This window comes from Curtobacterium flaccumfaciens (assembly GCF_051548005.1).
Lineage (GTDB): Bacteria > Actinomycetota > Actinomycetes > Actinomycetales > Microbacteriaceae > Curtobacterium.
This window is the reverse complement of sequence record NZ_JBPUGH010000010.1, coordinates 1-24,765: the sequence shown is the minus strand read 5'-3', so window position 1 is coordinate 24,765 and position 24,765 is coordinate 1. Positions and strand designations below refer to the sequence as shown.

22 protein-coding genes and 2 tRNA genes are annotated in these 24,765 nt (G+C 71.3%); 19 read left to right on the top strand and 5 right to left on the bottom strand.

What is annotated here, in order from left to right; all coding sequences use genetic code 11:
* Positions 1-8 precede the first annotated feature (8 nt).
* The 6 genes from ACSW7Y_RS02825 to ACSW7Y_RS02800 all read left to right on the top strand — a co-directional run bounded on the left by ACSW7Y_RS02825 (position 9) and on the right by ACSW7Y_RS02800 (position 6,989).
* A complete protein-coding gene (locus tag ACSW7Y_RS02825) occupies positions 9-1,409 on the top strand; it encodes a M14 family zinc carboxypeptidase (protein ID WP_438124824.1) in 1,401 nt (466 codons plus the stop codon).
* Entirely contained in the window at positions 1,409-2,350 is a 942-nt protein-coding gene (locus tag ACSW7Y_RS02820) for an ABC transporter permease (RefSeq protein ID WP_438124843.1), read from the top strand. Before ACSW7Y_RS02825 ends, ACSW7Y_RS02820 begins: the two co-directional genes overlap by 1 nt.
* A complete protein-coding gene (locus tag ACSW7Y_RS02815) occupies positions 2,347-3,237 on the top strand; it encodes an ABC transporter permease (protein ID WP_438124823.1) in 891 nt (296 codons plus the stop codon). Before ACSW7Y_RS02820 ends, ACSW7Y_RS02815 begins: the two co-directional genes overlap by 4 nt.
* A 76-nt stretch (positions 3,238-3,313) precedes the next feature.
* The gene (locus ACSW7Y_RS02810; protein WP_438124822.1) at positions 3,314-4,723 is read left to right on the top strand and encodes a serine hydrolase domain-containing protein; all 1,410 of its coding nucleotides are present in this window, start codon (positions 3,314-3,316) and stop codon (positions 4,721-4,723) included.
* Positions 4,720-5,325 (top strand): GbsR/MarR family transcriptional regulator, encoded by a 606-nt coding sequence (locus ACSW7Y_RS02805; RefSeq protein ID WP_438124821.1) that lies wholly within the window; start codon positions 4,720-4,722, stop codon positions 5,323-5,325. The genes ACSW7Y_RS02810 and ACSW7Y_RS02805 overlap by 4 nt, the downstream gene beginning before the upstream one ends.
* The gene (locus ACSW7Y_RS02800; protein ID WP_438124820.1) at positions 5,322-6,989 is read left to right on the top strand and encodes a dipeptide ABC transporter ATP-binding protein; all 1,668 of its coding nucleotides are present in this window, start codon (positions 5,322-5,324) and stop codon (positions 6,987-6,989) included. The genes ACSW7Y_RS02805 and ACSW7Y_RS02800 overlap by 4 nt, the downstream gene beginning before the upstream one ends.
* Positions 6,990-7,150: 161 nt before the next feature.
* On the opposite strand, the gene ACSW7Y_RS02795 is transcribed toward ACSW7Y_RS02800, so the two are convergent.
* Together ACSW7Y_RS02795 and ACSW7Y_RS02790 are read right to left on the bottom strand one after the other, a co-directional pair.
* Complete coding sequence (locus tag ACSW7Y_RS02795) at positions 7,151-7,999, bottom strand: hypothetical protein (RefSeq protein ID WP_438124819.1); 849 nt, start codon at positions 7,997-7,999, stop codon at positions 7,151-7,153.
* A 63-nt stretch (positions 8,000-8,062) separates the two neighbouring features.
* On the bottom strand, positions 8,063-8,638 hold the full coding sequence (locus tag ACSW7Y_RS02790; RefSeq protein WP_438124818.1) for a hypothetical protein: 576 nt from the start codon (positions 8,636-8,638) through the stop codon (positions 8,063-8,065).
* 95 nt (positions 8,639-8,733) lie between these two features.
* Between ACSW7Y_RS02790 and ACSW7Y_RS02785 the strand changes: the two genes are divergently transcribed.
* From ACSW7Y_RS02785 to ACSW7Y_RS02775, 3 genes are read left to right on the top strand one after another with little or no spacing between them, the layout of a single operon-like run.
* Entirely contained in the window at positions 8,734-10,245 is a 1,512-nt protein-coding gene (locus ACSW7Y_RS02785; RefSeq protein ID WP_438124817.1) for a sensor histidine kinase, read from the top strand.
* Positions 10,246-10,263: 18 nt separating this feature from the next.
* Positions 10,264-10,926 carry a response regulator transcription factor gene (locus ACSW7Y_RS02780; protein ID WP_438124816.1) on the top strand — a complete coding sequence of 221 codons (663 nt, stop codon included), beginning with the start codon at positions 10,264-10,266 and terminating at the stop codon, positions 10,924-10,926.
* Between the two features lie 10 nt (positions 10,927-10,936).
* Complete coding sequence (locus ACSW7Y_RS02775) at positions 10,937-11,782, top strand: EamA family transporter (protein ID WP_438124815.1); 846 nt, start codon at positions 10,937-10,939, stop codon at positions 11,780-11,782.
* A 110-nt stretch (positions 11,783-11,892) separates the two neighbouring features.
* Here ACSW7Y_RS02775 and ACSW7Y_RS02770 read toward each other — a convergent pair whose 3' ends face one another.
* Positions 11,893-12,045, bottom strand: coding sequence for a hypothetical protein (locus ACSW7Y_RS02770; RefSeq protein ID WP_438124814.1), 153 nt, complete (start codon positions 12,043-12,045; stop codon positions 11,893-11,895).
* A 137-nt stretch (positions 12,046-12,182) separates the two neighbouring features.
* Positions 12,183-13,220, bottom strand: a complete 1,038-nt coding sequence (locus ACSW7Y_RS02765; protein WP_438124813.1) for a LacI family DNA-binding transcriptional regulator — start codon at positions 13,218-13,220, stop codon at positions 12,183-12,185.
* A gap of 101 nt (positions 13,221-13,321) precedes the next feature.
* Here ACSW7Y_RS02765 and ACSW7Y_RS02760 point away from each other — a divergent pair, with 101 nt between their 5' ends.
* From ACSW7Y_RS02760 to ACSW7Y_RS02730, 7 genes are all read left to right on the top strand, one after another.
* Entirely contained in the window at positions 13,322-14,608 is a 1,287-nt protein-coding gene (locus ACSW7Y_RS02760; protein WP_438124812.1) for an ABC transporter substrate-binding protein, read from the top strand.
* A complete protein-coding gene (locus ACSW7Y_RS02755; RefSeq protein WP_438124811.1) occupies positions 14,608-15,480 on the top strand; it encodes a carbohydrate ABC transporter permease in 873 nt (290 codons plus the stop codon). The genes ACSW7Y_RS02760 and ACSW7Y_RS02755 overlap by 1 nt, the downstream gene beginning before the upstream one ends.
* On the top strand, positions 15,477-16,454 hold the full coding sequence (locus ACSW7Y_RS02750) for a carbohydrate ABC transporter permease (protein ID WP_438124810.1): 978 nt from the start codon (positions 15,477-15,479) through the stop codon (positions 16,452-16,454). The genes ACSW7Y_RS02755 and ACSW7Y_RS02750 overlap by 4 nt, the downstream gene beginning before the upstream one ends.
* Positions 16,454-17,860, top strand: coding sequence for a glycoside hydrolase 5 family protein (locus ACSW7Y_RS02745; protein WP_438124809.1), 1,407 nt, complete (start codon positions 16,454-16,456; stop codon positions 17,858-17,860). The genes ACSW7Y_RS02750 and ACSW7Y_RS02745 overlap by 1 nt, the downstream gene beginning before the upstream one ends.
* Positions 17,861-17,945: 85 nt before the next feature.
* Positions 17,946-20,975, top strand: coding sequence for an alpha-mannosidase (locus tag ACSW7Y_RS02740; RefSeq protein ID WP_438124808.1), 3,030 nt, complete (start codon positions 17,946-17,948; stop codon positions 20,973-20,975).
* 105 nt (positions 20,976-21,080) lie between these two features.
* The gene (locus ACSW7Y_RS02735) at positions 21,081-22,040 is read left to right on the top strand and encodes an endo-beta-N-acetylglucosaminidase H (protein WP_438124807.1); all 960 of its coding nucleotides are present in this window, start codon (positions 21,081-21,083) and stop codon (positions 22,038-22,040) included.
* Positions 22,041-22,248: 208 nt separating this feature from the next.
* Positions 22,249-22,539, top strand: coding sequence for a DUF1905 domain-containing protein (locus ACSW7Y_RS02730; RefSeq protein WP_438124806.1), 291 nt, complete (start codon positions 22,249-22,251; stop codon positions 22,537-22,539).
* 224 nt (positions 22,540-22,763) lie between these two features.
* Here the strand turns inward: ACSW7Y_RS02730 and ACSW7Y_RS02725 are convergent.
* Positions 22,764-22,837, bottom strand: a tRNA-Gly gene (locus tag ACSW7Y_RS02725).
* A gap of 54 nt (positions 22,838-22,891) precedes the next feature.
* Here ACSW7Y_RS02725 and ACSW7Y_RS02720 point away from each other — a divergent pair.
* From ACSW7Y_RS02720 to tig, 3 genes are all read left to right on the top strand, one after another.
* On the top strand, positions 22,892-23,167 hold the full coding sequence (locus ACSW7Y_RS02720) for a hypothetical protein (RefSeq protein WP_438124805.1): 276 nt from the start codon (positions 22,892-22,894) through the stop codon (positions 23,165-23,167).
* Positions 23,168-23,306: 139 nt separating this feature from the next.
* Positions 23,307-23,383, top strand: a tRNA-Pro gene (locus tag ACSW7Y_RS02715).
* A gap of 36 nt (positions 23,384-23,419) precedes the next feature.
* Positions 23,420-24,727 (top strand): trigger factor, encoded by a 1,308-nt coding sequence (gene tig / locus ACSW7Y_RS02710; RefSeq protein ID WP_438124804.1) that lies wholly within the window; start codon positions 23,420-23,422, stop codon positions 24,725-24,727.
* The last annotated feature ends 38 nt before the right edge of the window (positions 24,728-24,765 follow it).

Genomic DNA, 24,765 nt, shown 5'->3' with positions numbered 1-24,765 from the left:
ACCACCCGATGGACCAGCGCACCGTCCTCCGCCTCGCGGCCGAGGTCCCCGACCGCGACGGCTTCCCGCTCGTCGACGACCTCCACGCCGCATTCGACGCGCTCGCCGCGGCGCACCCGGAGCAGGTCACGGTCACCCGGATCGGCACCAGCCGACTCGGGGAACCGCTGCACAGCTACCGGATCGGCTCCGGGTCGCACGCCGCCGTCATCGTCGGCGGCGTGCACCCGAACGAACCGATCGGGTCGTGGACGGCACTGCACCTCGCCACGTGGCTGCTCGAGGACGCGGCGACCGCAGCGACGCTCGACGCCACGTGGCACATCGTGCCGACGATCGACCCGGACGGGATGCGGCTCAACGAGGCCTGGTTCCACGACCCCCACGACCGGGTGTCCTACGCTCGGCACTTCCACCGTCCGGCGCCGGACAGCCAGGTGGAGTGGACGTTCCCGAACAACTACCGGTCGGTGTACTTCGACCAGGTGCTCCCGGAGACGCTCGCGTTCATGCGACTCATCGACGACACCCGGCCGGACCTGCTCGTCTCGCTGCACAACGGCGAGATGGGCGGCGTCTACTACTACCTGTCCGAGGACCTGCCCGACGTCGTCGACACCCTGCACGCGGTGCCGACGGCGCTCGGCCTCCCGCTCGACACGGGGGAGCCCGAGTCGCCGCACCTCCGCACGCTCGCTCCCGCGGTGTTCGCGATGGACGGCGTCGAGGTCGCCTACGAGTACCTGGAAGGCCTCGGCGTCGACCCCCGTGAACACATCCACGGGGGCTCGAGCGCCGCGTGGGCGGCACGGCACGGCACCCTGTGCATGGTGGCGGAGCTGCCGTACTGGAGCCACCCCGACGCCGACGACCAGACCCCGACGGACGAGTCCTACGCGGACGTCCTCCGCCGGTGCGCCGACGCCCTCGGCAGCTCGGGGGTCGAACTGCAGGCGATCCTCGACGAGGCGTCCCCGATGCTCACGATCGACTCGCCGTTCCTCGAGGCCTCGCGCGCCTTCGTCCCGATGCTCGCCGGGACGGCTGCGACCGACCGGGCCCGGGCCGACCGGGAACCCGCCGCCCGGACGGCCACGGTCGCCGAGCGGTTCGGGTGCGAGGACCTGGTCCGCTGCTTCCGGCTCCGCTACGGCGGCATGCTGCTCCGAGCGCTCGAGGCCGAGACGGTCGCGGGCACGGCGCCGGCGCCGCTCCGACGGCTCCGCGACCGCCTCGCCGAGCGGTACGCGACCTGGCAGGCGGACGAGGCCACCGGGGCCGAACCGATCCCGATCAGCAAGCTGGTGGGGGTGCAGTTCGGCGCGATCCTCGCCTGCGCGAGCCACGTGGCGGGGCCGACGCGCGCCTCCCGTCCGCCCCTCGCCACGTCGCTGACGGGAGGCGCGTGATGCGCCCGGCGCTCGCCGTCGCCCGCCGACTCGGCGGCCTGGTCGTCGTGTTCCTCGGCGTGACCTTCCTCATCTACGCGATGACCGTCGCGCTGCCGGGCGACCCGAACAAGGCGCTCGGCGGGGACCGGCCGCTCACCGACGCGGTCGTCCGCGCGCTCCGGGCCGAGTACCACCTCGACCAGCCGCTGTGGCTGCAGTACCTGCAGTACCTCGGTGGGCTGTTCCGCGGCGACTTCGGCACCGACTTCAGCGGGCAGTCCGTCGGCGCGCAGATGGCCGCCCGGTGGCCGGTGACCATCACGCTCGCGCTGACCGCCTGGGCCATCGAGATCCTGCTCGGCATCGGGCTCGGCGTGCTCTCGGCCCTGAAGCGCGGCACCGTCCTCGACAAGACGGTGCTGGTCGGCACGATCGTGGTGGGGGCCGTCCCCGTGTTCGTCCTCGGCGTGGCCCTGCAGCTGGTGTTCTCGGTGCGCCTGCACTGGTTCCCGGTCGCCGGCGCCACCGCGGGTTGGCCCACCGCCTACCTGCTGCCGGCCTTCGTCGTCGCGCTGTTCGGGCTCGCGGCGGTGTCGCGGCTGACCCGGACGTCGATGATCGAGACGCTCGACGCCGACTTCGTCCGCACCGCCCGGGCGAAGGGCCTGGCGCCGGGTCGCGTCGTCGGCGTCCACGCGATGCGGAACTCGCTCATCCCCACCGCGACCTACCTCGCCACCGACCTCGGGTACCTGATGGGCGGAACCGTCATCGTCGAGGGCATCTTCAACCTCCCCGGCGTCGGCAACCTGCTCTTCCAGGGGATCCGGTCGCACGAGGGTGCGGTCGTCGTCGGGATCTCGACCGCCCTGATCCTGGTGTTCCTCGTCACGAGCGTGCTGGTCGACCTGCTGCACGCCGCCCTCGACCCGCGCGTCCGGACAGGAGCCGCAGCATGACCACCTCCGCCATCGGCGCCACCGTCGAGCCGACCGTCGTCACCCGGCGACGCCCCCTGCGTGCGGCGGTCCGGAAGCCCGGCTTCTGGCTGCCCGCGAGCATCCTCGCCGTCGTCCTGTTCGTCGCGGTCTTCCCGTCGTTCTTCGCCGGCTTCTTCGGGCACGGCGACCCCCGCGTGTGCGACCTCGGTCGAAGCGGTGCACCCGCCGCTGCCGGCCACCCGTTCGGCTACGACCTGCAGGGCTGCGACGTCTACGCGAACGTCGTCTTCGGTACGCGGTCGTCGATCGCGGTCGCGCTGCTGACCACCGTGCTCGCGGGCATCGTGGCGCTGGTCGTCGGGACCGTCGCGGGGATGGTCGGGGGGTGGGTCGACGCCGTGCTCGCCCGCCTGACCGACGTGTTCCTCGGCTTCCCGTTCCTGCTCGGCGCCGTCGTCGTGCTCAACAGCGTCGGCGAACGCTCGGTGCTGACCGTCTCGCTCGTGCTCGCACTGTTCGGCTGGCCGACCATGGCGCGGCTCGTCCGCTCCAGCGTGCGGAGCGTCCGGAACGCGGAGTTCGTGCTCGCCGCGCGGACGATGGGGCTCTCCACCTGGCGCATCACGACGCGCTACGTGCTGCCGGCATCGATCTCGCCGCTGCTCGTCCTCGCGACCATCACCGTCGGCGGGGTGATCGTGTCGGAGTCGTCGTTGACGTACCTCGGCATCGGACTCGAGAGCCCGGCCATCTCCTGGGGGCTCCAGCTGTCCGCCGCCACGTCCCAGTTCCTCCGTGCCCCGCACATGCTCATCGCGCCCGCCGCGTTCCTCGCGATCACCGTGCTGTCGGTGATCGCGCTCGGGGACACGTTGCGCGCCGCACTCGACCCACGACGACGTTGACGCGCGTCGCGCCGCACCCCGCGGCAAGCAGCCGTCAGACTCGTCACCACCGCCCCTCCGAAAGGACACCCCAGAAGTGACCGACACCCTCGCCGCGTACCGGAAGACCCTGCCCTACATCCACGACTGGGTGTCCTACAAGGTGTGGCAGCTCCGCGTGCCGGGCGTGCAGGTCGCCATCGGGTACGGCGGCGAGGTCGTGTTCGAGGAGGCCTGGGGCTACGCCGACGTCGAGGCCGAGCGACGCCTCACCACGACGGACCTCTTCCGGATCGCCTCGCACTCGAAGACGTTCACCGCCACCGCGCTCCTGCAGCTCGCCGAACGCGGGGCGCTCCGCCTCGACGACACGGTCGGCACGTACGTCCCGGCGCTCGTCGAGGGCGGCTCGCCGATCGCCGACGCCACCCTCCGTGAGCTCATGGAGATGGGCGCCGGCGTCATCCGCGACGGGCACGACGGGGACTACTGGTCGTTGCTGCGGCCGTTCCCGGACGAGCAGGAGCTCCTCGCGCTCGTGCTGGACCGCGGCCAGAAGGTCCCCGCGGGCTCGTCGTTCAACTACTCGAACCTCGGGTACTCGCTCCTCGGCCTCGTCATCGCGGCGGTGTCCGGGCGCTCGTACAACGACTTCGTCCGCGAGTCGATCACCGAACCCCTGGGGCTCCGCAACACCGGCCCCGACTGGGACCCGTCGCGCGCGGACGACTTCGTCGTCGGGTACACCGGGTTCCACACGCACCGCCGTCGACACCGCATCGACCACGTCGACACGCGGGCGATGGCGGCCGCGACCGGGTTCCACGGCACGGCGTCCGACCTCGTGCGGTACTTCTCGCAGCACGTCATCGGGCAGGGGACGCTGCTCAGCGACCACTCGAAGCGGCTCGCCCAGCGCAAGGCGTGGAGCTCGACCGACGACGTCGCGGACCGCGGCTACGGCGCCGGGTTCGTCGTCGACCGGATCGGCGGCCGCGAGGTCCGCGGGCACTCCGGCGGCTTCCCCGGGCACATCACGCAGTCGATGTTCGACCCGGCGTCCGGGCTCGTGGTGTCCGTGCTCACGAGCGCCGCGGCCGGTCCCGCCACGCTCATCGCGACGGCGATCATCGAGCTCCTCGATGCCGCGGCCGCCGAGGACGCACCCGGAGCGGCGGTGCCGGACGACATCGACGCGGCGACCTTCACCGGGCGCTTCGCGAACCCGTGGGGCGTCACCGACGTCGCGCTCATCGGCGACCGCCTCGTCGAGGTCGACCCCTCCGCTCCGGCACCGCTCGAGTCGCCCACGCGACTCGAGGTCGTCGATGCCGACACCCTCCGCATGACCCACGGCAACCGCTTCGGGTCGATCGACGAGGACATCGTCTACGACCGCGCTGCCGACGGCACCGTCCGGGCGATCCGGGCCGGCGGCGGCATGACGCAGGAACCGTGGGCGGTCCCGGTGGAACCGGCCGCCGTCGCCGCGGGACTCGAGGCATGACCAGCGGCGACCGGGCACCCGCCGACGTCGGCGCACGCGGCGCCGTCGAGGTGGACGGCGGTGGTGGCGTGCGTGACGACGTCGTCCTCGAACCGGCACGCCAGGCGTTCGTGGAGGAGTTCGCGCTCATGTTCAGCGAGCTCGCGGGCACGCCCCTCACGGACGCCCGGGTCCTCGGGTACCTCATGATGACCCGCGCCCCGCACTCGTCCTCGTCCGACCTGCAGACCGCGCTCGGCGCCAGCTCCGGATCGATCTCGATGTCCACCCGTCGCCTCGTCGACAGCGGGTTCGTGAAGCGCCACACCGTCCCCGGCGAGCGCAGCCACTACTTCCGCGCCGAGGCCGACGTTTGGGGCTCCTGGCTCGCCGGCGAACGCCGCTACCTGGACCGTCAGCGGGACGTCATCGGTCGGGGGCTCGCGATCGTCGAGTCCGGCGGGCACACCGGCACCGGCGACGTCGACGCCGAGGTCCGCGAACGCCTGCGCAACGGCCGTGACTACATGCAGTGGCTCCGCGGGCACCACTTCAAGATGCTCGAGGAGTGGGAGGCGTTCAAGGCCGCCCGCGACGACACCGACCGATCGGAGACCCCGTGAGCGACGTCCTGGCCGTGGAACACCTCACCGTCACCTTCGACGTGGAGGGCGAGACCGTCCGCGCGGTCGACGACGCATCGTTCACCGTCGGCCGTGGCGAGGTCGTCGCGGTCGTGGGGGAGTCGGGATCCGGCAAGAGCATGACCGCGATGACCGCGATGGGGATCGCTCCCGACGGCGCCCGTGCGACCGGCAGCATCCGGATCGGCGACCTCGAGGTGCTCGGTGCCGACGAGCGCACGCTCCGTTCGGTCCGCGGACGCCGGGTCTCGATGGTCTTCCAGGACCCGTCGGCCGCCCTCAACCCCGTCTTCACCGTCGGTTTCCAGCTCGCCGAAGCCGTCCGCCGCGCCGAGGCCGGACTCGACCGTGCCGCGGTCCGGGCGCGGTCGATCGAACTCCTGCGCTCCGTCGAGGTCCCCGAACCCGAGCGCCGACTCGGCCAGTACCCGCACGAACTGTCGGGCGGCCAGTGCCAGCGCGTCATGATCGCGATGGCGCTCGCCGCGGACCCCGACCTGCTCATCGCCGACGAACCCACCACCGCCCTCGACGTCACGGTGCAGGCCGAAGTGCTCGACGTGCTGCGGGCGCTCCGCGAGCGCACCGGGACCGCGATCCTGCTCATCACGCACGACATGGGCGTCGTCGCGGACATCGCGGACCGGGTCGTCGTCATGCGCCGTGGCCGCGTCGTCGAGACCGGTGGCACGGTCGACGTCCTCACGGCGCCCGTGGACGACTACACCCGGGAACTGCTCGCCGCGGTGCCCCGCCTGGGCGGGAGCAGCGCCGTCGACGAGGTCGGCCTGGAGGCTCGGCCCGCCCCCGCCACGGAGGTCCCGGCACCTGCCCTCGACGTCCGGCACCTCGTGGTCGAGTACGGCGGTGCGCTCAGGGGACGCTTCCGCGCCGTCGACGACGTGTCGTTCGGGGTCCGGCGCGGTGAGATCGTCGGGCTCGTGGGGGAGTCGGGCAGCGGCAAGACCACGATCGGCCGGGCCGCCGTCGGCCTCGCCCCGATCACCTCCGGGAACGTCCTCGTCGACGGCACCGACGTGGCGTCCGCGAGCCGCTCGGACCGTCGAGCGATGCGGCAACGTGTCGGCGTCGTCTTCCAGAACCCGCTGCGGTCACTGAACCCGCGGTACACGGTCGGCCAGACCGTCGCCGAGCCGCTGCGGCAGATCCTCCGGCTCCCCGCTGCCGAGGTCGCGGAACGGACCGAGCGGCTGTTGGCGGACGTGGGACTCGACGGCGGGTTCGCGGAGCGGTACCCGCACGAGCTCTCCGGCGGGCAACGGCAGCGTGTCGCGATCGCCCGCGCGGTCGCCCTCGACCCTGCGCTCCTCGTCGCTGACGAACCGACCAGCGCCCTCGACGTGTCCGTGCAGGCCCGGGTGCTCGACGTCTTCCGCGAACTCCAGGAGCGCCTCGGCTTCGCGTGTCTGTTCATCACGCACGACCTCGCCGTGGTGGACACCCTCTGCGACCGGGTCGTCGTGCTGCACGGCGGACGCGTCGCCGAGGAGGGCACCTGCGACGCGATCCTCCGCGCCCCGCAGGATGCCTACACGCGGCGACTCGTGCAGGCGGCGCCGGTTCCGGACCCCGTCGAACAGGCATCGCGCCGGGCCGAACGGCTGGCCTCGCTCCCGTCCTGACCGTCGCCCACCGTCCGCCCGGCCCCTCACCTCGCGCGCGGCAGGACGGAGCGGGCGCGAGTTCTGTTTCGTCCGTGGCCGATCGGGTTCGCCGAACTCGTGATCCGCGACCCCGATCGGCCACAGTGCAAGAAGAGGTCGCCTCCGCGATCCGCCTGGGATCACGTGTGCACGGCGGGGTGCACGGAGGAACCCGCGGAGAGGTGTCCGGACGGTGGACGGACGTTCGCCAGTGCGCGGCGCATCGCCGCCACGGACCCGTAGCCGTTCTCGGTCGCGACCGCTGCCGGATCGGTGCCGTCGCTCAGCGCTGCTCGGATCCGGAGTGATCGGTACCACTGCCCGAGCGGCACCGACGAAGCGCCGGTCGCCGCGAGGAACCGCCGTCGCATGGTCCGCTCGGACATCCGGGTGACGGCGAGCAGATCGTCGACGCGCACGGTCCGGCCGCTCGGGTCGAACAGGACGTCGAGGACCGCTCCGAGGCTGTTGTCCGCCGCGAGCACCGGCGGCGGGTTGTGCCGCAGGAGCGTCACCACGACGAGTCGGGCGAGGGCGTCAGCCTGCTCCTGACCCCACCGCTGCGGGAGCGCGGGCACCTGGCGCATCGCCTCGACGACGGACGGGACCGCGGCGCCGGGCGGCTGGGTCTCCAGGTGGTCGGGCAGGGCGAGTGCCTCGTCGGCGAGCGGCCCGAACGTCGCCGTGCCGACGAGCACACCGGTCACGCCCGGCCAGCCCGGGTCGAGGTCCACCGGTGGGTCGTTCCGCGTGATCGACGTGCCGATGGTCGCGTCGTGTCCGCCGCGGAGGAGCGCCGCGCACCCCGGGTACAGCAACCAGGAGCATCCCGCACGCTGCAGCACGACCGGCCGCTCGAGGGTCACGACCCAGGTGGACACCGTCGGGTCGAGCGGGAGCGTCCAGTCGGGGTGCGATGCGTACACCTCGCGCCCGAACCGGCACGTGAGACGCGCGACGTCGATCAGTGCTTGCAGCGCGTCGGGCACGACAGCATCGTGTCAGCGCGCCGGCGGTCGCGGAGCACGGACCGAGGATCTGTGGAGGAGCGGTCAGCGGACGTCGGCGGTCGACCAGAGGGCACGCGCGCCGTCCCGCACCGGACGCAGCAGCGGCGGCAGGAAGAGCACGGCCGCTGCCCCGTAGGCGACGGCCTGCACGACACCGGGTGCCAGCACGATGACGTCCAGGGCGGCCTGCGACACCGCCGCGAGCGGGGCGAACCAGCTCAGCGCGAAGTGCGACAGGACCAGCAGCCCACCGCCGACGGCCACGACCCACCCGAGGACCTGCCGGAAGCCCGACGAGCCGCGGACCACCTGGACGCCGAACGCCAGCAGCAGCACGATCGCGACGAGCGCCGCGAAGGACCCCACGATCCCGGGCACGGGCCACGAAACGGCGTACAGGAGCGTGGCCAGCGCGAAGGTCACCGTCGCCCGAGCACGGGTCAGCCACGCCGCCACGAGGACCACCACCGCGCCGAGCGCGCCGAGGACCGAGCCGGCGACGAGCCAGGTCTGCGGGACGAACACGATCGTCGCCTCCAGTGCGCCCCGGACCGCCGGAGCGAGGGCCGCGACCACGGCAGCGAGTGCGATCCAGCGTTCCCCCGTGCTCCTGTGCATGACCGCAGCGTACGCCGGACCGGGGGACAACCCCACCCCGACTCCGGGAGGCGGCAGGATGGGACGACGACGGCCCCGACGCGAGGCTTGGTGTCATGACCGACACCGCCCGCCTCGACCAGGCCGAGACCGTCCCGCTCAACGACTCGCTGCCGACAGGAGCCACGCGACCCATGCCCGAGCAGCCGACCCCGCCGCACGGCTGGCAGGGGACCCCGCCGCCGTCCCAGCGACCGCCCGCGACCGGTGGCCCGGGCGCGGGGAGCGCAGGCGTCGGGGGCACCGGCTCCGGGATGACCGCCGGCGCCTTCTACCGCGAGGCCTGGCGCCGCCTGCCCCGTGACTTCGGCTACATGGCCCTCACCGCGGTGCTGCTCTGCACGCTGTACGCGGCGTTCCCCGCTGCGGTGTTCGGTGGCGGCTTCCGCGACCTCTTCAACCCGTTCGTGCTGCTGATGTTCTTCATCGCGTTGTTCGTCGCGCGGTGGCTCGGACAGTTCGAGAAGCTGCGGATCGGTTGGGCGGACCGGCGTCCCATCCGCCCGGTCGACTGGACGCCGCGCTGGCAGCAGAACTGGTGGACCCGCACCGGCTCCGCGGTCGCCAACCCGCACTACTGGCTCTACCTGCTGCACGCGGCCGTCGTCTACCCGATCGCGGCGCTCGTCACGGTCGGGGTGGGCGCCCTCCTCATCGCCGGGTTCACGTGGCCGATCGTCATCGGTGGGATCGCCCTGCTGAACCGCGCCACGGTCGGGTACTTCGGTGGGGTCGACAGCGCGTCGGTCGTCACCCTCGGGTTCCTCGGCCTGCTCTCGATGGCGGCGTCGGTCGCGCTGTTCCCGCTCTGGGCGCGCGGCTCGGTCATCGCGCACTGGTGGATCGACTTCGGCCTCCTCGGCGGCTTCCGTGCCGAGGTGCTCGAGCGGCGGGTGGCTGGCCTCCAGGCCTCCCGCGCCGGAGCCGTGACCGCCGAGGGGCAGGCGCTCCGGCAGATCGAGCGCGACCTCCACGACGGTCCGCAGCAGCGCCTCGTGCGGCTCCGGATGGACCTGTCCGCCGCCGAGCGAGCGATCGACAAGGACCCGGCGAAGGCCCGGCAGCTCATCGGCGAGGCCTCCACGCACGCGCAGGACGCCCTCGACGAACTGCGTGCCCTGTCCCGCGGGTTCGCGCCGCCGATCCTGCTCGACCGAGGACTCGTCGCCGCCCTCGAGGCCCTGGTCGCCCGCACGCCGATCCCCGTCGCGCTCGAGGTCCGCCTCCCCGACGGGCTGGAGCTCGCGACCGAGATCCAGCGCAACGTGTACTTCACCGTGAGCGAGCTGCTCACGAACACGACGAAGCACGCAGGTGCCTCCACGGGCGCGGTGTACCTCGGGCTCGTGGTCGACGCCTCCGGTGTCTGGTACCTCACGGTCAGCGTCACCGACGACGGCCGCGGCGGTGCCCGTCCCGAGGAGGGCCACGGCATCGAGGGGCTGATGGGCCGGATGCGCGCCCTCGACGGCGAACTCACCGTGTCGAGCCCCGAGGGCGGCCCCACCGAGGCCACCGCCCGCATCCCCCTCGGCGCACTGAACGGGGTGCCGGTCCAGCACCGGTAGGTCGGTAGGATCGTCGGCATGAGCGACGGCCCGGGTGCAGCACGCATCCGGGCCGTCGTCGTCGACGACGCCGTGCTCCTCCGCGAAGGACTGGCCCGTGTGCTCGACGAAGCCGGCATCGACGTCGTCGGACAGCACGCCGACGCGGTCTCCTTCCTCGCGACGCTGCCCGACGAGGCTCCCGACGTGGTGGTGATGGACGTCCGCATGCCCCCCACGTTCACGGACGAGGGCGTCCGGGCAGCGGTCGAGACCCGACGGGTCAGCCCCCGGACCGGTGTCCTCCTGCTGTCCCAGTACGTCGAGGCCACCTACGCCGAGGACGTCCTCGCTGCCGGCGCGACCGGCATCGGCTACCTGCTCAAGGACCGTGTGACCCGGCTCGAGGAGATCGACGACGCCGTCCGACGCATCGCCGCCGGAGGGACGGTCCTCGACCCCGAGGTCGTCACGCAGCTCATGAGCCGCCGCCGTGACCCCCTCGCAGCGCTCACCCCGCGCGAGCGGGAGGTCCTCGGACTCATGGCCGAGGGACGCACCAACGCCGCGATCGCCCGCGCGCTCGTCATCGGCACCGGCGCCGTCGAGAAGCACGTGTCGAGCATCTTCGGCAAGCTCGCCCTCGAGGACACGGGCGAGGACCACCGCCGCGTGCTCGCCGTGCTCGCCTACCTCGGCTGAGCGCGCACCCGTGACGCGCGTCCCCGCCCCGCTCCTCGCCCTCGCGGCGATCGTCTCCGTCCAACTCGGCGCGGCGATCGCGAAGACCCGCTTCGACGAGGTCGGGTCGGTCGGGGCCGCGACGCTCCGCCTGGTGATCGGTGCAGTCGTCCTCGCGCTCCTCGTGCGCCCACGGGTGCGCCACTGGACGCGCGGGCAGTGGATCGGTGCCGTCGGGCTCGGGGTGGCACTCGGTGGGATGAACGTCTTCATCTACGTCGCCTTCGCGAGCATCCCGATCGGGGTCGCGGTCACGATCGAGTTCCTCGGGCCGCTCACCCTGTCGCTCGTGCACACCCGTCGCTGGCGGGACGCGCTCTGGGCCGTGCTCGCGCTCGCCGGGGTCGTGCTGCTCGGGGTCGGGCCGTCCGCCGTGACCTCGGTGTCCGGGGTCGTGTTCGCGGTCCTCGCGGCGGGGTGCTGGGCGGGCTACATCGTCATGAACCGGCACGTCGGACGGGCGATCCCGGGCGTGGACGGCCTCGCGGTGTCGATGCTCGTCGCGATGCTCGTCGCGCTGCCGTTCGGTGCCGGCGAGGCGGTGCGGGGTGTCGTCGCGGATCCGTCGCTGCTGATCGTCTTCGGTGCCGTCGCGGTCCTGTCGAGCGTGCTGCCCTACGCGCTCGAGATGCTCGCGCTCCGGCGGATGCCGACGCGGGTCTTCGGGGTGTTGCAGAGCCTCGGTCCGGCGATCGCGGCGCTGGCCGGCCTGCTCGTCCTCGCCGAGGAGCTCTCGGCGCAGGAGGTCGTGGCACTCGCGTGCGTGACCGCGGCGAGCGTGGGCGTCACGCTGTCCGCGCGCCGCAGGCGCATGTGAACGCAGCTCGACCTGCAGTCGGACGTCGGGCCCGGACTCGGACCGGAGGCACGCACCACGCTCCGTACGGACGGAACGCGAGCGCGGCCTCCAGTCCGGACAAGACCCGCCTACTCGTCGCGGAGGAAGTCCGCGTACGTGGGTTCCGACGTCTCACCCGACAGGAGCGACGGATCGTTGACCCGACGTTCGACGTAGGCCGAGATGACCTCGGGCGGGGTGAGCACGTGCGCGACCCAGGACGGCACCTCGCTCTTCTTCATGGTGCCTCCTCCCAGTACGTTGCTCGTGTGACCGAAAGCCTCGATCATCGAGTTACTTGCAGTACCGGTGTGGCGTAAACGATCCTCGGGTTGCCGACGCATGTCAATGCAGTGCGCTGTGCGGACTCCGACCGGCGTCACCGGGCGTTGCGGACCGGGCCCGTCGAGTCCCGGACGCTGAGTGTGAGTGCGGGGCCCGGCAGGGACGGCAGGGGCGCCGCAGCGTCGATCTGCGCGCGCAGCAGGGTGGCGGCGCGTTGGCCGAGCTCGACCGTGTCGCGGGTGAGCGAGGTGATCGCGGGGCGGACGAGCCGGACCATGGCGGAGTCGTCGAACGACACGATCGACACGTCCCCGGGCACCTGCACGCCCATCTCGCTCGCCACCCCGAGCCCCGCCACGGCGAGCACGTCGTTGTCGTACACGATCGCGGTCGGGCGCTCCCTGCGGGACAGCAGTTCGCGGGTCGCTCGTGCGCCGGCCTCGGCGGAGTAGTCGGTCGGCACGGACACCGCGTCGTCGAGGTCTCCGGCGGTCGCGAAGGACCGCACTCGCTCGATGCGCATCGCGGTGTGCTCGTACTCGGGGCGGCCGGCGACGTGCGCGATGCGCCGGTGCCCGAGGGCGAGCAGGTAGCGCAGGACGGTGTCGGTCGCGTCCGAGTCGTCGATCCAGACGGTCGGCGCGGCTCCGGACGGCGCGGGGTGCGACCCCACGACGACGGTCGGCATCCCGAGCTCGGCGAGCAGGGACAGTCGCGGGTCGTCACGTCGCGGGTCGATCACGATCACGCCGTCGACCCGGTGTCCGCGCCACCAGTCGCGGTAGGTCGCCAGTTCCTCGTCGGCGTCGCGGGCGACGAGCAGGTTCATGCCGACGTGGCTGCCGGCGAGCCCGAGCTGTATGCCGGAGATGAGGTCGCCGAAGAACGACTCGGTCCCGAGCGTGCGGGCCGGGCGGTTCAGCACGAAGCCGATCGAACCGGCCTTCGCTCCGCCGAGGGCCCGTGCTGCGGTGTGCGGCTGCCAGTCGAGCTCGCGGGCGATCTCCTGCACCCGGAGCCGCGTCTCGGGGGAGACCCCCGGTCGGTCGTTGAGCGCGAAGGAGACCGCGCTGATGGACACGCCAGCGCGCGCTGCGATGTCGGCGATCGTCGTCCGGCGTTTCGGGGCCACGACTTGACTATAGCGTTTTAGTCGTGCATCGTCGCTGCCACGCGCTGGTTCGGCGACAGGAACTGAACCGTTTGAGCACGATGACGAAGGAGTCACATCCCATGAGGACCACGACACGGAAGCGGGGCGGCGCCGTCGCCCTGCTCGCCACGGCCGCAGCAGCCGCACTCGCCCTGACCGGATGCTCGAGCGGCGGTGGCGCGGCCACCGGCGGCGGGACGATCGACGGCACCATCACGCTCCAGACCTGGGCGCTCACGCCGACGTACACCGACTACCTCAACGGGGTCATCAAGGGCTTCGAGCAGGAGCACCCGGACGCGAAGGTGAAGCTGCAGGACCAGCCCGGCGACGGCTACGCGGACAAGGTGCTCAGCCAGGCGTCCTCGAACACGCTGCCCGACGTCATCAACCTCCCGCCGGACATCGCCCTCCCCCTCGCCAAGCGCGGGTTCCTGCAGGACGTGTCGAAGGACGACAGCAAGCTCGCGAGCACCTACGTCTCCGGCGCGCTGGACTCCTACAAGTACAAGGGACTCGACGGTACGTACGGCTACCCGTGGTACCTCAACACCGACGTCGACTACTGGAACACGACGATGTTCGACAAGTGCGGCCTCGACGCGGACAACCCGCCGAAGACCACCGACGACCTCTTCACGCAGGCGAAGACGATGCACGACAAGTGCCCTGACGACTACCTGATGAGCCGCAAGCCCGGCCTCGGTGACTTCACGCTCGCCGGCGTGAAGGTCCTCAACAGCGACGGCACGAAGTTCACCTTCGCCGACTCCTCGAAGGCCGCCGACCTCATCGGCCGCTACAAGGAGGCCTACCAGGACGGCTACATGCCCTCGAACGTCCTGAACAGCGACTACCTCGGCAACTCGACCCTGTTCACGCAGCAGAAGGTCGCCTGGACCACCGGCGGCGCCACGGCCCTGTCGGACATGGTGAAGAACAACCCCTCGCTGAAGGGCAACGTCACGGTGAGCCCCGCGCTCGACACTCCGCCGCTGTACGTGCAGGGCCTGTCCGTGTCGTCGAAGTCGAAGCACCTCGCCACCGCCGAGGCCTTCGCGCAGTACATGACGAACGCGAAGAACCAGGAGGCCTTCGCCCACCTGGTGAACATCTTCCCGTCGACCACGTCGTCGCAGTCCGACCCGTACTTCTCGAAGGACGACGGCACCGTGAACGGCAAGGCGCGCGTCCTCGCGAACGAGGCCCTCAAGCAGGCGAAGGTGCTCAACCCGGTCGAGGCGAACTCCGCGATGACCGACTTCCTCGACCAGCAGATCGCCCTCGCCATGAAGGGGCAGGTCTCGCCGGAGAAGGCCCTCCAGACGGCGCAGACCAAGATGAACACGCTCCTGGCCAACGGCTGATGCGCGCCAACCGCTGGTTCACGCCCTGGCTGCTCGTCCTGCCGGCACTCGTCTGGCTGCTCGCGTTCAGCCTCTGGCCGTCGATCAACACCGTCCGGCTGTCGTTCACGAACGCCAGCCCCCTCGGGGGCGTGAGCCAGTGGGTGGGTCTCGCGAACTTCAGGACCCTGCTCGCCGACCCGCAGGTGTGGGAGGCGCTGCTCAACAGCGTCATCTACATGGCGGTCTGCCTGCCGTTGCTGACCGTGCTGCCGCTGCTCATCGCGGTGCTCGTGCAGCAGAAGCTCCCGGGCATCGCGTTCTTCCGCACGGCGTACTACACGCCCGTGATCGCCTCCGCGGTCGTCGTCGGCCTCATCTGGACCTGGATCCTCGACGACCGCGGGGTCATCAACGAGATCGTGAAGGCCCTCGGCGGCGCGGGCATCCCGTTCCTCACCGACCGGTGGCTGCTGCTCGTCAGCGCGATCAGCCTGACGGTCTGGAAGGGCCTCGGCTACTACATGATCATCTTCCTCGCGGCCCTCGGGAACGTCGGCAAGGACCTCCACGAGGCCGCGGCGCTCGACGGCGCCGGTGCCGTGCGGCGGTTCTGGTCGGTCACGATGCCCGGGGTCCGCGGGACGATGACGCTCGTCGGCATCCTCGTGTGCGTCAGCGCGCTCCGCGTGTTCAGCGAGCTCTACATCCTCACCAACGGCACGGGTGGGCCCGGCGGGCAGGACAACTCGCTCGTCATGCTCATCCAGCAGTACGCCCGCGGGTTCACCGGCAACCTCGGCTACGCGTCCGCCCTGAGCCTCCTGCTCTTCGTCGTGACGCTCATCCCGATGCTCGCCCTCGCCCGCATGAACAGCAAGGCCGACAAGTGACGAACACGACCAACACGACCGAGCCGGTCATCGGGGGCGCCGCCGGCGCGGCGGCCCCCGCGCCGGACGTGACCGGCGCGACGGAAGCGCACCGCGCCTCCAGGCCGAACGGACGGGACGGACACAAGCGCCGCCGCCAGGTCTGGGGCGTCATGTCCACCCGCGAGAAGGTGGTCCGCTACGTCCTGCTGATCGTCGTCCTCTTCATCACGATCGGCCCGTTCCTCTGGCAGCTCTCGACCTCGCTCAAGGGCGCGGGCGAGGACATCTACACCGCGAACCCGTCGTTCATCCCGACCGAGCCGACCATCGAGAACTACCTCAAGGTGGCGGCCGCGATCCCGGTCTGGCGGTACATCGGCAACTCGCTGCTCGTCGCCGCGATCGACGTGTTCGGCAACATCGTGTTCGCGACGCTCGCCGGGTTCGCCCTCGCCCGCCTGCAGTGGCGCTTCCGGAAGGTCGTGCTCGGGCTCTTCCTCGCCACCCTCGTGCTGCCGGGCGAGGCCACGATCATCAGCCAGTTCGTCACCGTGAAGGACCTCGGCCTCGCCGACAACCTCGTCGGTGTCGCGCTGCCCGGCATGATCGCGGCGCTCAACGTGCTGCTCATGTTCAACGCGTTCCGACAGATCCCCGAGGAGATCGACCAGGCCGCGGTGATGGACGGCGCGAACGCGATGCAGCGCCTCCGCTACATCTCGCTGCCAGCCGTGCAGGGCACCATCGCCGTGATCGCGATCTTCTCGTTCATCGGCGCGTGGGACGACTTCCTCTGGCCGCTCATCGTGCTGCAGTCGCCGCAGAACCTGACCCTCACGGTCGGCCTGCAGTACCTCCAGGGCACGTTCGCCACCGACCAGCGGATGATCGCCGCCGGCACGATGATCGCGTTCATCCCGATCGCGGTGATCTTCGCGGTGCTCCAGCGCTTCTTCTTCAAGGGCGTCGAAGAGGGCGGGGTGAAGGGCTGATGCGTTTCGGCGTCAACTACACCCCGGCCGTCGGCTGGTTCCACTCCTGGCTGGACTTCTCGCCGTCGGACACGGCGCGGGACCTCGAGGCGATCGCGTCGCTCGGCGCGGACCACGTGCGGATCTTCCCGCTGTGGCCGGTCGTGCAGCCGAACCGGACGCTCATCCGCGCCTCGGCGCTGCGGGACGTCGCGACCGTCGTCGACCTCGCGGGGTCCTTCGGCCTCGACGTCAACGTCGACGCGCTGCAGGGCCACCTGTCGAGCTTCGACTTCGTGCCGTCGTGGTTGGACAGCTGGCACCGTCGGAACATGTTCACCGACCCGGACGTCGTCGCGTCCACGGCCGCCTACGTCGAGGCGCTCGCCGGAGCCGTCGCGGACCGACCGAACCTGCTCGGCATCTCGATCGGCAACGAGGTCAACCAGTTCGCGCACGCCCCACACCCGGCCCCGCACGACATCACGGCGGAGCAGGGGCACGCCTGGGCGGCGGCGATGGTCGCGGCCGCCAGGCGGGGACTGTCCGGCGCTGTCGGCGCGTCCGGCGCCGTCGGCGCATCGGGTGCCGTCGACACGCCCGGCCGGCAGGCACGGCTCGGGTCCGACTCGTCGGTCCGGTCCGCCGCCGGGTCGCGTCCACTGCCGCTGGTCACCGTCGCGCAGTACGACGCGGCCTGGTACGACGACGCCCAGCCCTTCGGGCCGGAGCACGCGGCGGACCACGGGGACGCGACGGTCACGCACTCGTGGGTGTTCAACGGCACGGCGGCGCTGCACGGACCGCTCGGTGCCGGGTCGGTCCGGCACGGGGAGTACCTCCTCCAGCTCGCGGCGGCCTGGAACCGGGAGCCCGGACGGCCGAACTGGCTCCAGGAGGTCGGGGCCCCGACGAACGTCGTCCCGCCGTCGGACGCCGCAGCGTTCACCGAGCAGACCATCCGCCACGTCGCGGGTGCGCAGGACGTCCTCGGTGTCACGTGGTGGTGCTCGCACGACGTCGCCCGGTCCCTCGCCGACTTCCCCGAGCTCGAGTACGACCTCGGCCTGTTCACGAACGACGGTGCCCTGAAGCCGGCGGGGGAGGCCTTCGCCGCCCTCGCCCGCAGCGGGATCGCCGCACCGGTGGAGCCGCCGTCGACCGCGCTCGTCCTCGACGACGTGCTGGCCGACGGGTCGCCCCGCTACGGCACCCGGGCCGACTGTGCGCCCGGCGGTCGGTTCGCCGCTGCGTGGCTCGCCCTCGCCGAGTCCTCGGACGACGGCCGGGGCCCCCAGGTCGTCCTCCGTTCCCGACTCGCCGACGAGACGCTCCGCACCGCACGGGGGATCACGAGCATCGTGGAGGTGCCGACGGACCTCGACGGCACCACACTCACGGTCGCGCACCCCGCGACCATGCCCTGACCCTCGGGTGCCCTGACCCCCGCCAGTCCCGACCATCCGCCCTGCTGCCGGCAGCGACGCCGGCCCTCCCTCCCGGAAGGACCCCATGCACGACGACATCCCCCTCACCACCGGACGCGCCCGACGGGTCCTCGACGAGCGGATCCTGCCCGCGGTGCACGCCACGGCGACGCCGCTCGACACCGCCTGGCACGAACTCCCCGGTGAGCCGATCCCGCCGGCGTCCGGACTCGCGCTCGACTTCGAGCCCTACGAGGTCGGCACGACGTGGGGCGCCGCGTGGGGCACGACGTGGTTCCGGCTGACCGGGACCGTGCCGGCGGACTGGGCGGGACGGCGCGTCGAGGCCGTGATCGACCTCGGGTTCGACAAGAACATGCCGGGCTTCCAGTGCGAGGGGCTCGTGTACCTCGCCGACGGCACCCCGGTGAAGTCGATCAACCCGCGGAACCAGTGGGTGCTCGTCGCCGAGGAAGCAGTGGGCGGCGAGACCGTCGAGCTCTTCGTCGAGGCCGCGTCGAACCCCGTGTTGCTCGACTACCACCCCTTCCTCGTCACGCACGAGGGCGACATCGAGACCTCGTCGCCGAAGCGCCTCTACACGTCGCGCCGGATGGACCTCGCCGTCTTCGAGTCCGACGTGCACGAGCTCGCGCTCGACATCGAGGTCCTCCTCGAACTCCAGGCGCAGCTGCCCGAGGGACCCCGGCGGATGCGCATCCTGCAGGCCCTCGACGACGCGCTCGACCGGCTCGACCTGCAGCACATCCCGGCGACCGCCGGGGACGCCCGGGCGGCGCTCGCCGACGTCCTCGCCGCACCGGCCGACGCCTCGGCGCACACGATCTCGGCGGTCGGGCACGCCCACATCGACTCCGCCTGGCTCTGGCCGGTGCGCGAGACGATCCGGAAGGTCGCTCGGACGACGTCGACGATGACCGAGCTCATCGACCAGACCGACGACTTCCTCTACGGCATGTCGAGCGCGCAGCAGTACGCCTGGATCAAGGAGCACCGGCCCGAGGTCTACGCGCGGGTGCAGGCCGCGGTCGAGGCCGGGCGCTTCCTGCCCCTCGGTGGCATGTGGGTCGAGTCCGACACGGTGATGCCCACGGGCGAGAGCATCGTGCGGCAGTTCTCGCAGGGCCAGCGGTTCTTCGAGCGGGAGTTCGGCATCCGGCCGAAGGGCGTCTGGCTGCCGGACAGCTTCGGGTACTCGCCATCGCTGCCGCAGCTCATGCGGCGCGCGGGCTTCGAGTGGTTCTTCACGCAGAAGATCTCGTGGAACCAGGTCAACAAGTTCCCGCACCACACGTTCCTGTGGGAGGGCATCGACGGGTCCCGGGTGTTCTCGCACTTCCCGTCGATGGACACCTACAACTCCCGGCTCTCCGGTGAGGAGGTGGCGAAGGCCTCCCGGCAGTTCCGGGAGAACCGTCTCGCCACGGGATCGATCGCGCCCGTCGGCTGGGGCGACGGCGGTGGCGGCACGACCCGCGAGATGACCGGCACGGCCGCCCGGCTCGCCGACCTCGAGGGCAGCGCCAAGGTCCGCTGGGAGCACCCGGACGCGTTCTTCGACCGGGCGAAGTCCGAGCTGCCGAACCCGCCGGTGTGGGTGGGGGAGCTCTACCTCGAGCTGCACCGGGCCACGCTCACGAGCCAGCACCAGACCAAGCAGGGCAACCGCCGGAGCGAGCAGCTGCTGATCGAGGCGGAGCTCTGGGCGGCGACCGCGGCCGCACGCACCGACTTCGCGTACCCGTACGACGAGCTCGACGCCCTGTGGCAGCAGGTCCTCCTGCAGCAGTTCCACGACATCCTGCCCGGGACGTCGATCGCCTGGGTGCACCGCGAGGCGGTGGCGAAGTACGCCGAGACGGCCGCGCGCCTCGAGGCGGTCATCGCCGACGCCCTGTCGGCACTGACGGGTGCCGGTGACGCGACGGTCGTCGCGAACCCGGCCCCGTTCCTCCAGGCTGGTGCACCCGCGCAGGGCGCGCTCCTGGCGACCGACGTGCCGGGGGCGACCCCGGTGTCGCTCACCGCACACGACGGCGGGTACGTGTTGACGAACGACCTCGTTCGCGTCGTCGTCGATGCGCGCGGCCTCGTGACCAGCGCGGTCGACCTCGGCACCGGGCGTGACGCGATCGCGCCCGGCCAGGTCGGGAACCTGCTGCAGCTGCACCAGGACTTCCCGAACATGTGGGACGCGTGGGACGTCGACCGCTACTACCGCAACCGGGTCGAGGACCTGGTCGCGGTCCGGACGCTCGACGCATCGGTCGACGACGGCGGTGTCGCACGGGTCGTGGTCACGCGCGCCTTCGGCGAGTCGACCGTCCGGCAGGAGATCCTCCTCGCGCCGGGCTCCCGCACGCTCGAGTTCGACCAGGTGACGGACTGGCATGAGACCGAGAAGTTCCTCAAGGTCGCGTTCCCGCTCGACGTCCGCGCCGAGCACACCGTCGCCGAGACGCAGTTCGGCGCGCAGAAGCGGGTGACGCACACGAACACCTCGTGGGAGGCCGCGAAGTTCGAGACCTCGATGCACCGGTACGTGCTCGTCGAGGAGCCGGGGTTCGGGGTGGCGCTCGTGAACGACTCGATCCACGGGTTCGACACCACGCGCGACGCGGTCGACGGGCACGTCACCACCACCGTGCGGCTCTCGCTGCTCCGGGCACCGCGGTTCCCCGACCCCGAGACCGACCAGGGCGAGCAGACGCACCGGTACGGCATCGTCATCGGCACCGACCAGCTCGGCGCGACGGCGGCCGGCGTCGTCATGAACGCGGGCGCGCGGACGGTCACGGGTGCGCACGGGTTCGAACCGCTCGTGCAGGCGTCCGGCGACGTCGTGCTGTCGAGCGTCAAGCTCGCCGACGACCGTTCGGGCGACCTGATCGTGCGCGTGTACGAGCCGTCCGGGCGACGGGGGACCGGCGGCATCGCGGTGGACGGCTCGTGGGCGGCACCCGTCGAGGTCACCCTCCTCGAGGACGGCGACGACTCGCTGCCCGGCGTGGCCTCGGTCACCGACGGCGTCGCGGCGTTCCCGGTCGACGCCTACGAGGTCCGGACGTTCCGCTTCGCACGGACGACCGCCTGAGACCCCGCCGCCGGGGCTTCGGGTGCCCCGGCGGCGGATCCCGGTCGGCACTCGCCGGCCCCGGTCGGCACTCGCCGGCCGGTTCATCACTCGAAGAGGAGTGTCATGAAGCAGTCCACGAAGTTCGGGATCGTCGCGGCGATCGTCGCGATGGCGGCGGCACCGCTCGTGCCGTCCGCCGCCTCGGCGGCGCCGTCGCCCACCGGCCTGGCGCACGGCGTCGGCGCGCACCACGGCGTCGGGCACGGCGCACAGCCGCACGCGACGCCCACGAAGTCCGGGCCGACCAGCATCGCCTACGTCGAGGTGAACAACGACCAGCTGTCGAACGTCGGCCGGTACACCCTGGCGAACGGCGCGAACGCGTTCGACGTGGCGATCATCTTCGCCGCGAACATCAACTGGGACGGGTCGAAGGCCGTCCTGTACAACAACGAGAACGTCCAGCGCACCCTCGACGACGCCGCGACCCAGATCCGGCCGCTGCAGGCCGAGGGCATCAAGGTCTCGCTGTCGATCCTCGGCAACCACCAGGGCGCCGGCATCGCGAACTTCCCGACGCAGGCCGCTGCCGAGGACTTCGCGGCGCAGGTCTCAGCGACCGTCGCGAAGTACGGGCTCGACGGGGTCGACCTCGACGACGAGTACTCCGACTACGGTGCGAACGGCACCCCGCAGCCGAACCAGCAGTCGATCGGGTGGCTCATCAGTGCGCTCCGCGCCGACATGCCCGGCAAGCTCATCTCGTTCTACGACATCGGCCCGGCGTCCTCCGCGCTGTCCTCGTCGAGCTCCACGATCGGTTCACAGCTCGACTACGCCTGGAACCCCTACTACGGCACCTACTCGGCGCCGTCGATCCCGGGGCTCGGGAAGGACCGGCTGTCGGCAGCCGCGGTCGACATCCAGAACACGTCGCAGTCCACGGCCGTCTCGCTCGCGCAGCGCACGAAGGCCGACGGGTACGGCGTCTTCATGACGTACAACCTGCCGGACGGTGACGTCTCGCCCTACGTGTCGTCGCTCACGCAGGTGCTCTACGGGCAGGCCGCGTCCTACCACTGACGCGCGTCGCTCCGGCGGCTCGCCCAGCGCGCCCCGCACCTCCGGCACCTGCCTGGAGGCGCGGGGCGCGTCCGTCCAGCTGCTCGCGTCGGGCGGTGGTTCCTCTTCCGTTCGTGGCCGATCCGGTGCACGATCCTCGGGATCCGTGCACCGGAACGGCCATCTCCCGATCCGGAGACCGGCTCGGTCGCCGTCGTACGAGCGCGGCGTGGAGATCGAGTTCGACGGCGAGGTCATCGAGTGGCGCGGCCCGGCGCCGTTCTTCTACGCCGTCGTGCCGCCGGACGCCGCGGAGACGATCCACGAGCTGGCGCCGATGCTCACCTACGGCTGGGGCGTCATCCCCGCCCGGGTGACGATCGGCACCGTGACGTGGACGACCTCGCTCTTCCCGAAGGACGGCGGGTACCTCGTGCCGCTGCGGGCGGTCGAGCGTCGTCGCGCCGGGGTCGAGCTCGGGGACCACCCGCACGTGACGCTCACCTTCGGCAGCGCCTGAGCGGCTCGGAGCCAGGACCCGCCCGTGGGGGCGTGGAGAGATGATGGGGATCGAGCATCGCCGCCGCGACCGGAGCGGGAGCGCAGGGCCGACGACCGGCGCGGAGCGCCCGATGAGCACGGAGGGGATGACGGGAATCGAGCGTCGGCGCAGTGCCGGTTCGGGGTCCGTTGGAAGTGGAGGGGATGACGGGAATCGAGCGTCGGCGCAGTGCCAGTTCGAAGTGGAGGGGATGACGGGAATCGAACCCGCGTAGCCAGTTTGGAAGACTGGGGCTCTACCATTGAGCTACATCCCCGCGGCCGCGCACGAGTCGCAGCCCCATCATCGTAGCGGACGAACAGCGACCGACATGCCACCCCTCGTGACGCTCCCGCCGAGCGACCGCGATGCCCGTCGGATCCGGTGGTCGCGGATCGTCTCGTACGTCCTGGTGCTCCTCGCCGCGGTCGTGTTCTCGCTCCGCCCGGCGCTGTTCGGCGATCCTCATGACCAGCCAGCGCATGCGCTCCTGCACGTCTGGCGCATCGTCCTGGGCGTCGTGCTCGTGCTCGCCGCGGCGGCGGTCCAGGTCGTCGTCGGCATCCGCTGGCGACGAGGGCTCCGACGCCGTGCCGAGGACGACTGATCCCTCCGTGAGCGCGCGCCGAGCAACACGGATCCACGACGCTCCACACCTCCCGGGAACCGCGCGCCCGCAGACCGCTACACTCATCGGGGTCGCATGCGCCCTCCCGGCGTGCGTGGCCACCCCTGGCCCAGTCAAACGGGGCGTAGCTCAGCTTGGTAGAGCGCCCGCTTTGGGAGCGGGAGGTCGCAGGTTCAAATCCTGTCGCCCCGACCAGGTCCACAAGAACGTCAACCAACAGGAGTACATCCCTTGGCCACCAGCACCGTCGACAAGCTGAGCGACACCCGCGTCAAGCTCACCGTGAACGTGACGCCGGAAGACCTCAAGCCGAGCATCGACCACGCGTACAAGCACATCGCCGAGCAGATCAACATCCCGGGCTTCCGCAAGGGCAAGGTCCCGCCGGCGATCGTCGACCAGCGTGTCGGCCGTGGCGAGGTCCTGAACCACGCCGTCGGCGACGCGATCGACAACTTCTACCGCCAGGCGGTGGAGGAGCAGGAGCTGCGCATCCTCGGTCGTGCCGAGGCCGACGTCGCCGAGCTCCCGAACGTGAAGGACTTCACGGGCGACCTCGTCCTCACCTTCGAGGTCGACGTCCGTCCGGAGTTCGACCTCCCGGACTACTCGAACTACGAGCTCACGGTCGACGCCGTGGACGTCACCGACGACGAGATCGAGGAGGAGCTGCAGAACCTGCGCACCCGCTTCGGCACGCTCGTCACGGTCGACCGTCCGGCGACGAAGGGCGACTTCGCGCAGATCGACCTCACCGCCACGATCGGCGACGACGAGGTCGACTCGGCCACCGGCGTCTCCTACGAGCTCGGCTCGGGCGACCTGCTCGAGGGCATCGACGAGGCGCTCGAGTCCCTCACCGCCGGTGAGTCGACGACCTTCGAGTCGACGCTCGTCGGTGGCGACCGCGAGGGCGAGACCGCGCAGATCGCCGTGACCGTCACCGCCGTCAAGGAGCGCGAGCTCCCCGAGGCCGACGACGAGTTCGCCCAGATCGCGAGCCAGTTCGACACGATCGACGAGCTCAAGGCGGACCTCAAGGAGCAGATCGCGAAGTCGAAGACCTTCGGTCAGGGCGCCGCCGCCCGCGACAAGCTCGTCGAGAAGCTCATCGAGGACGTCAACATCCCGATCTCGGAGAAGCTCATCGAGGACGAGGTGCACCGTCACCTCGAACAGGAGAACCGCCTCGAGGACGACGAGCACCGCAAGGAGGTCTCGGAGTCCAGCGAGAAGGCCTTCCGCTCGCAGATCCTCCTCGACGCGATCGCCGAGAAGGAAGAGATCCAGGTCTCGCAGGAGGAGCTCACGCAGTACCTCATCCAGGCCGCTGCGCAGTACGGCATGGAGCCGGCCGAGTTCATCCGCGTCATCGACCAGAACGGGCAGATCCCGGGCATGGTCGGCGAGGTGGCCCGCTCGAAGGCCGTCGCGACCGTCCTCTCCAAGGTGACCGTCAAGGACTCCAACGGCGGCGACGTCGACCTCTCCGCCTTCACCGCGGGTGTCGCGCAGACCCCGGCGGAGGACGCCGAGTAGGCGTCCCCACCCTTCGAACGGGAGGCGCGGTGCCAGCT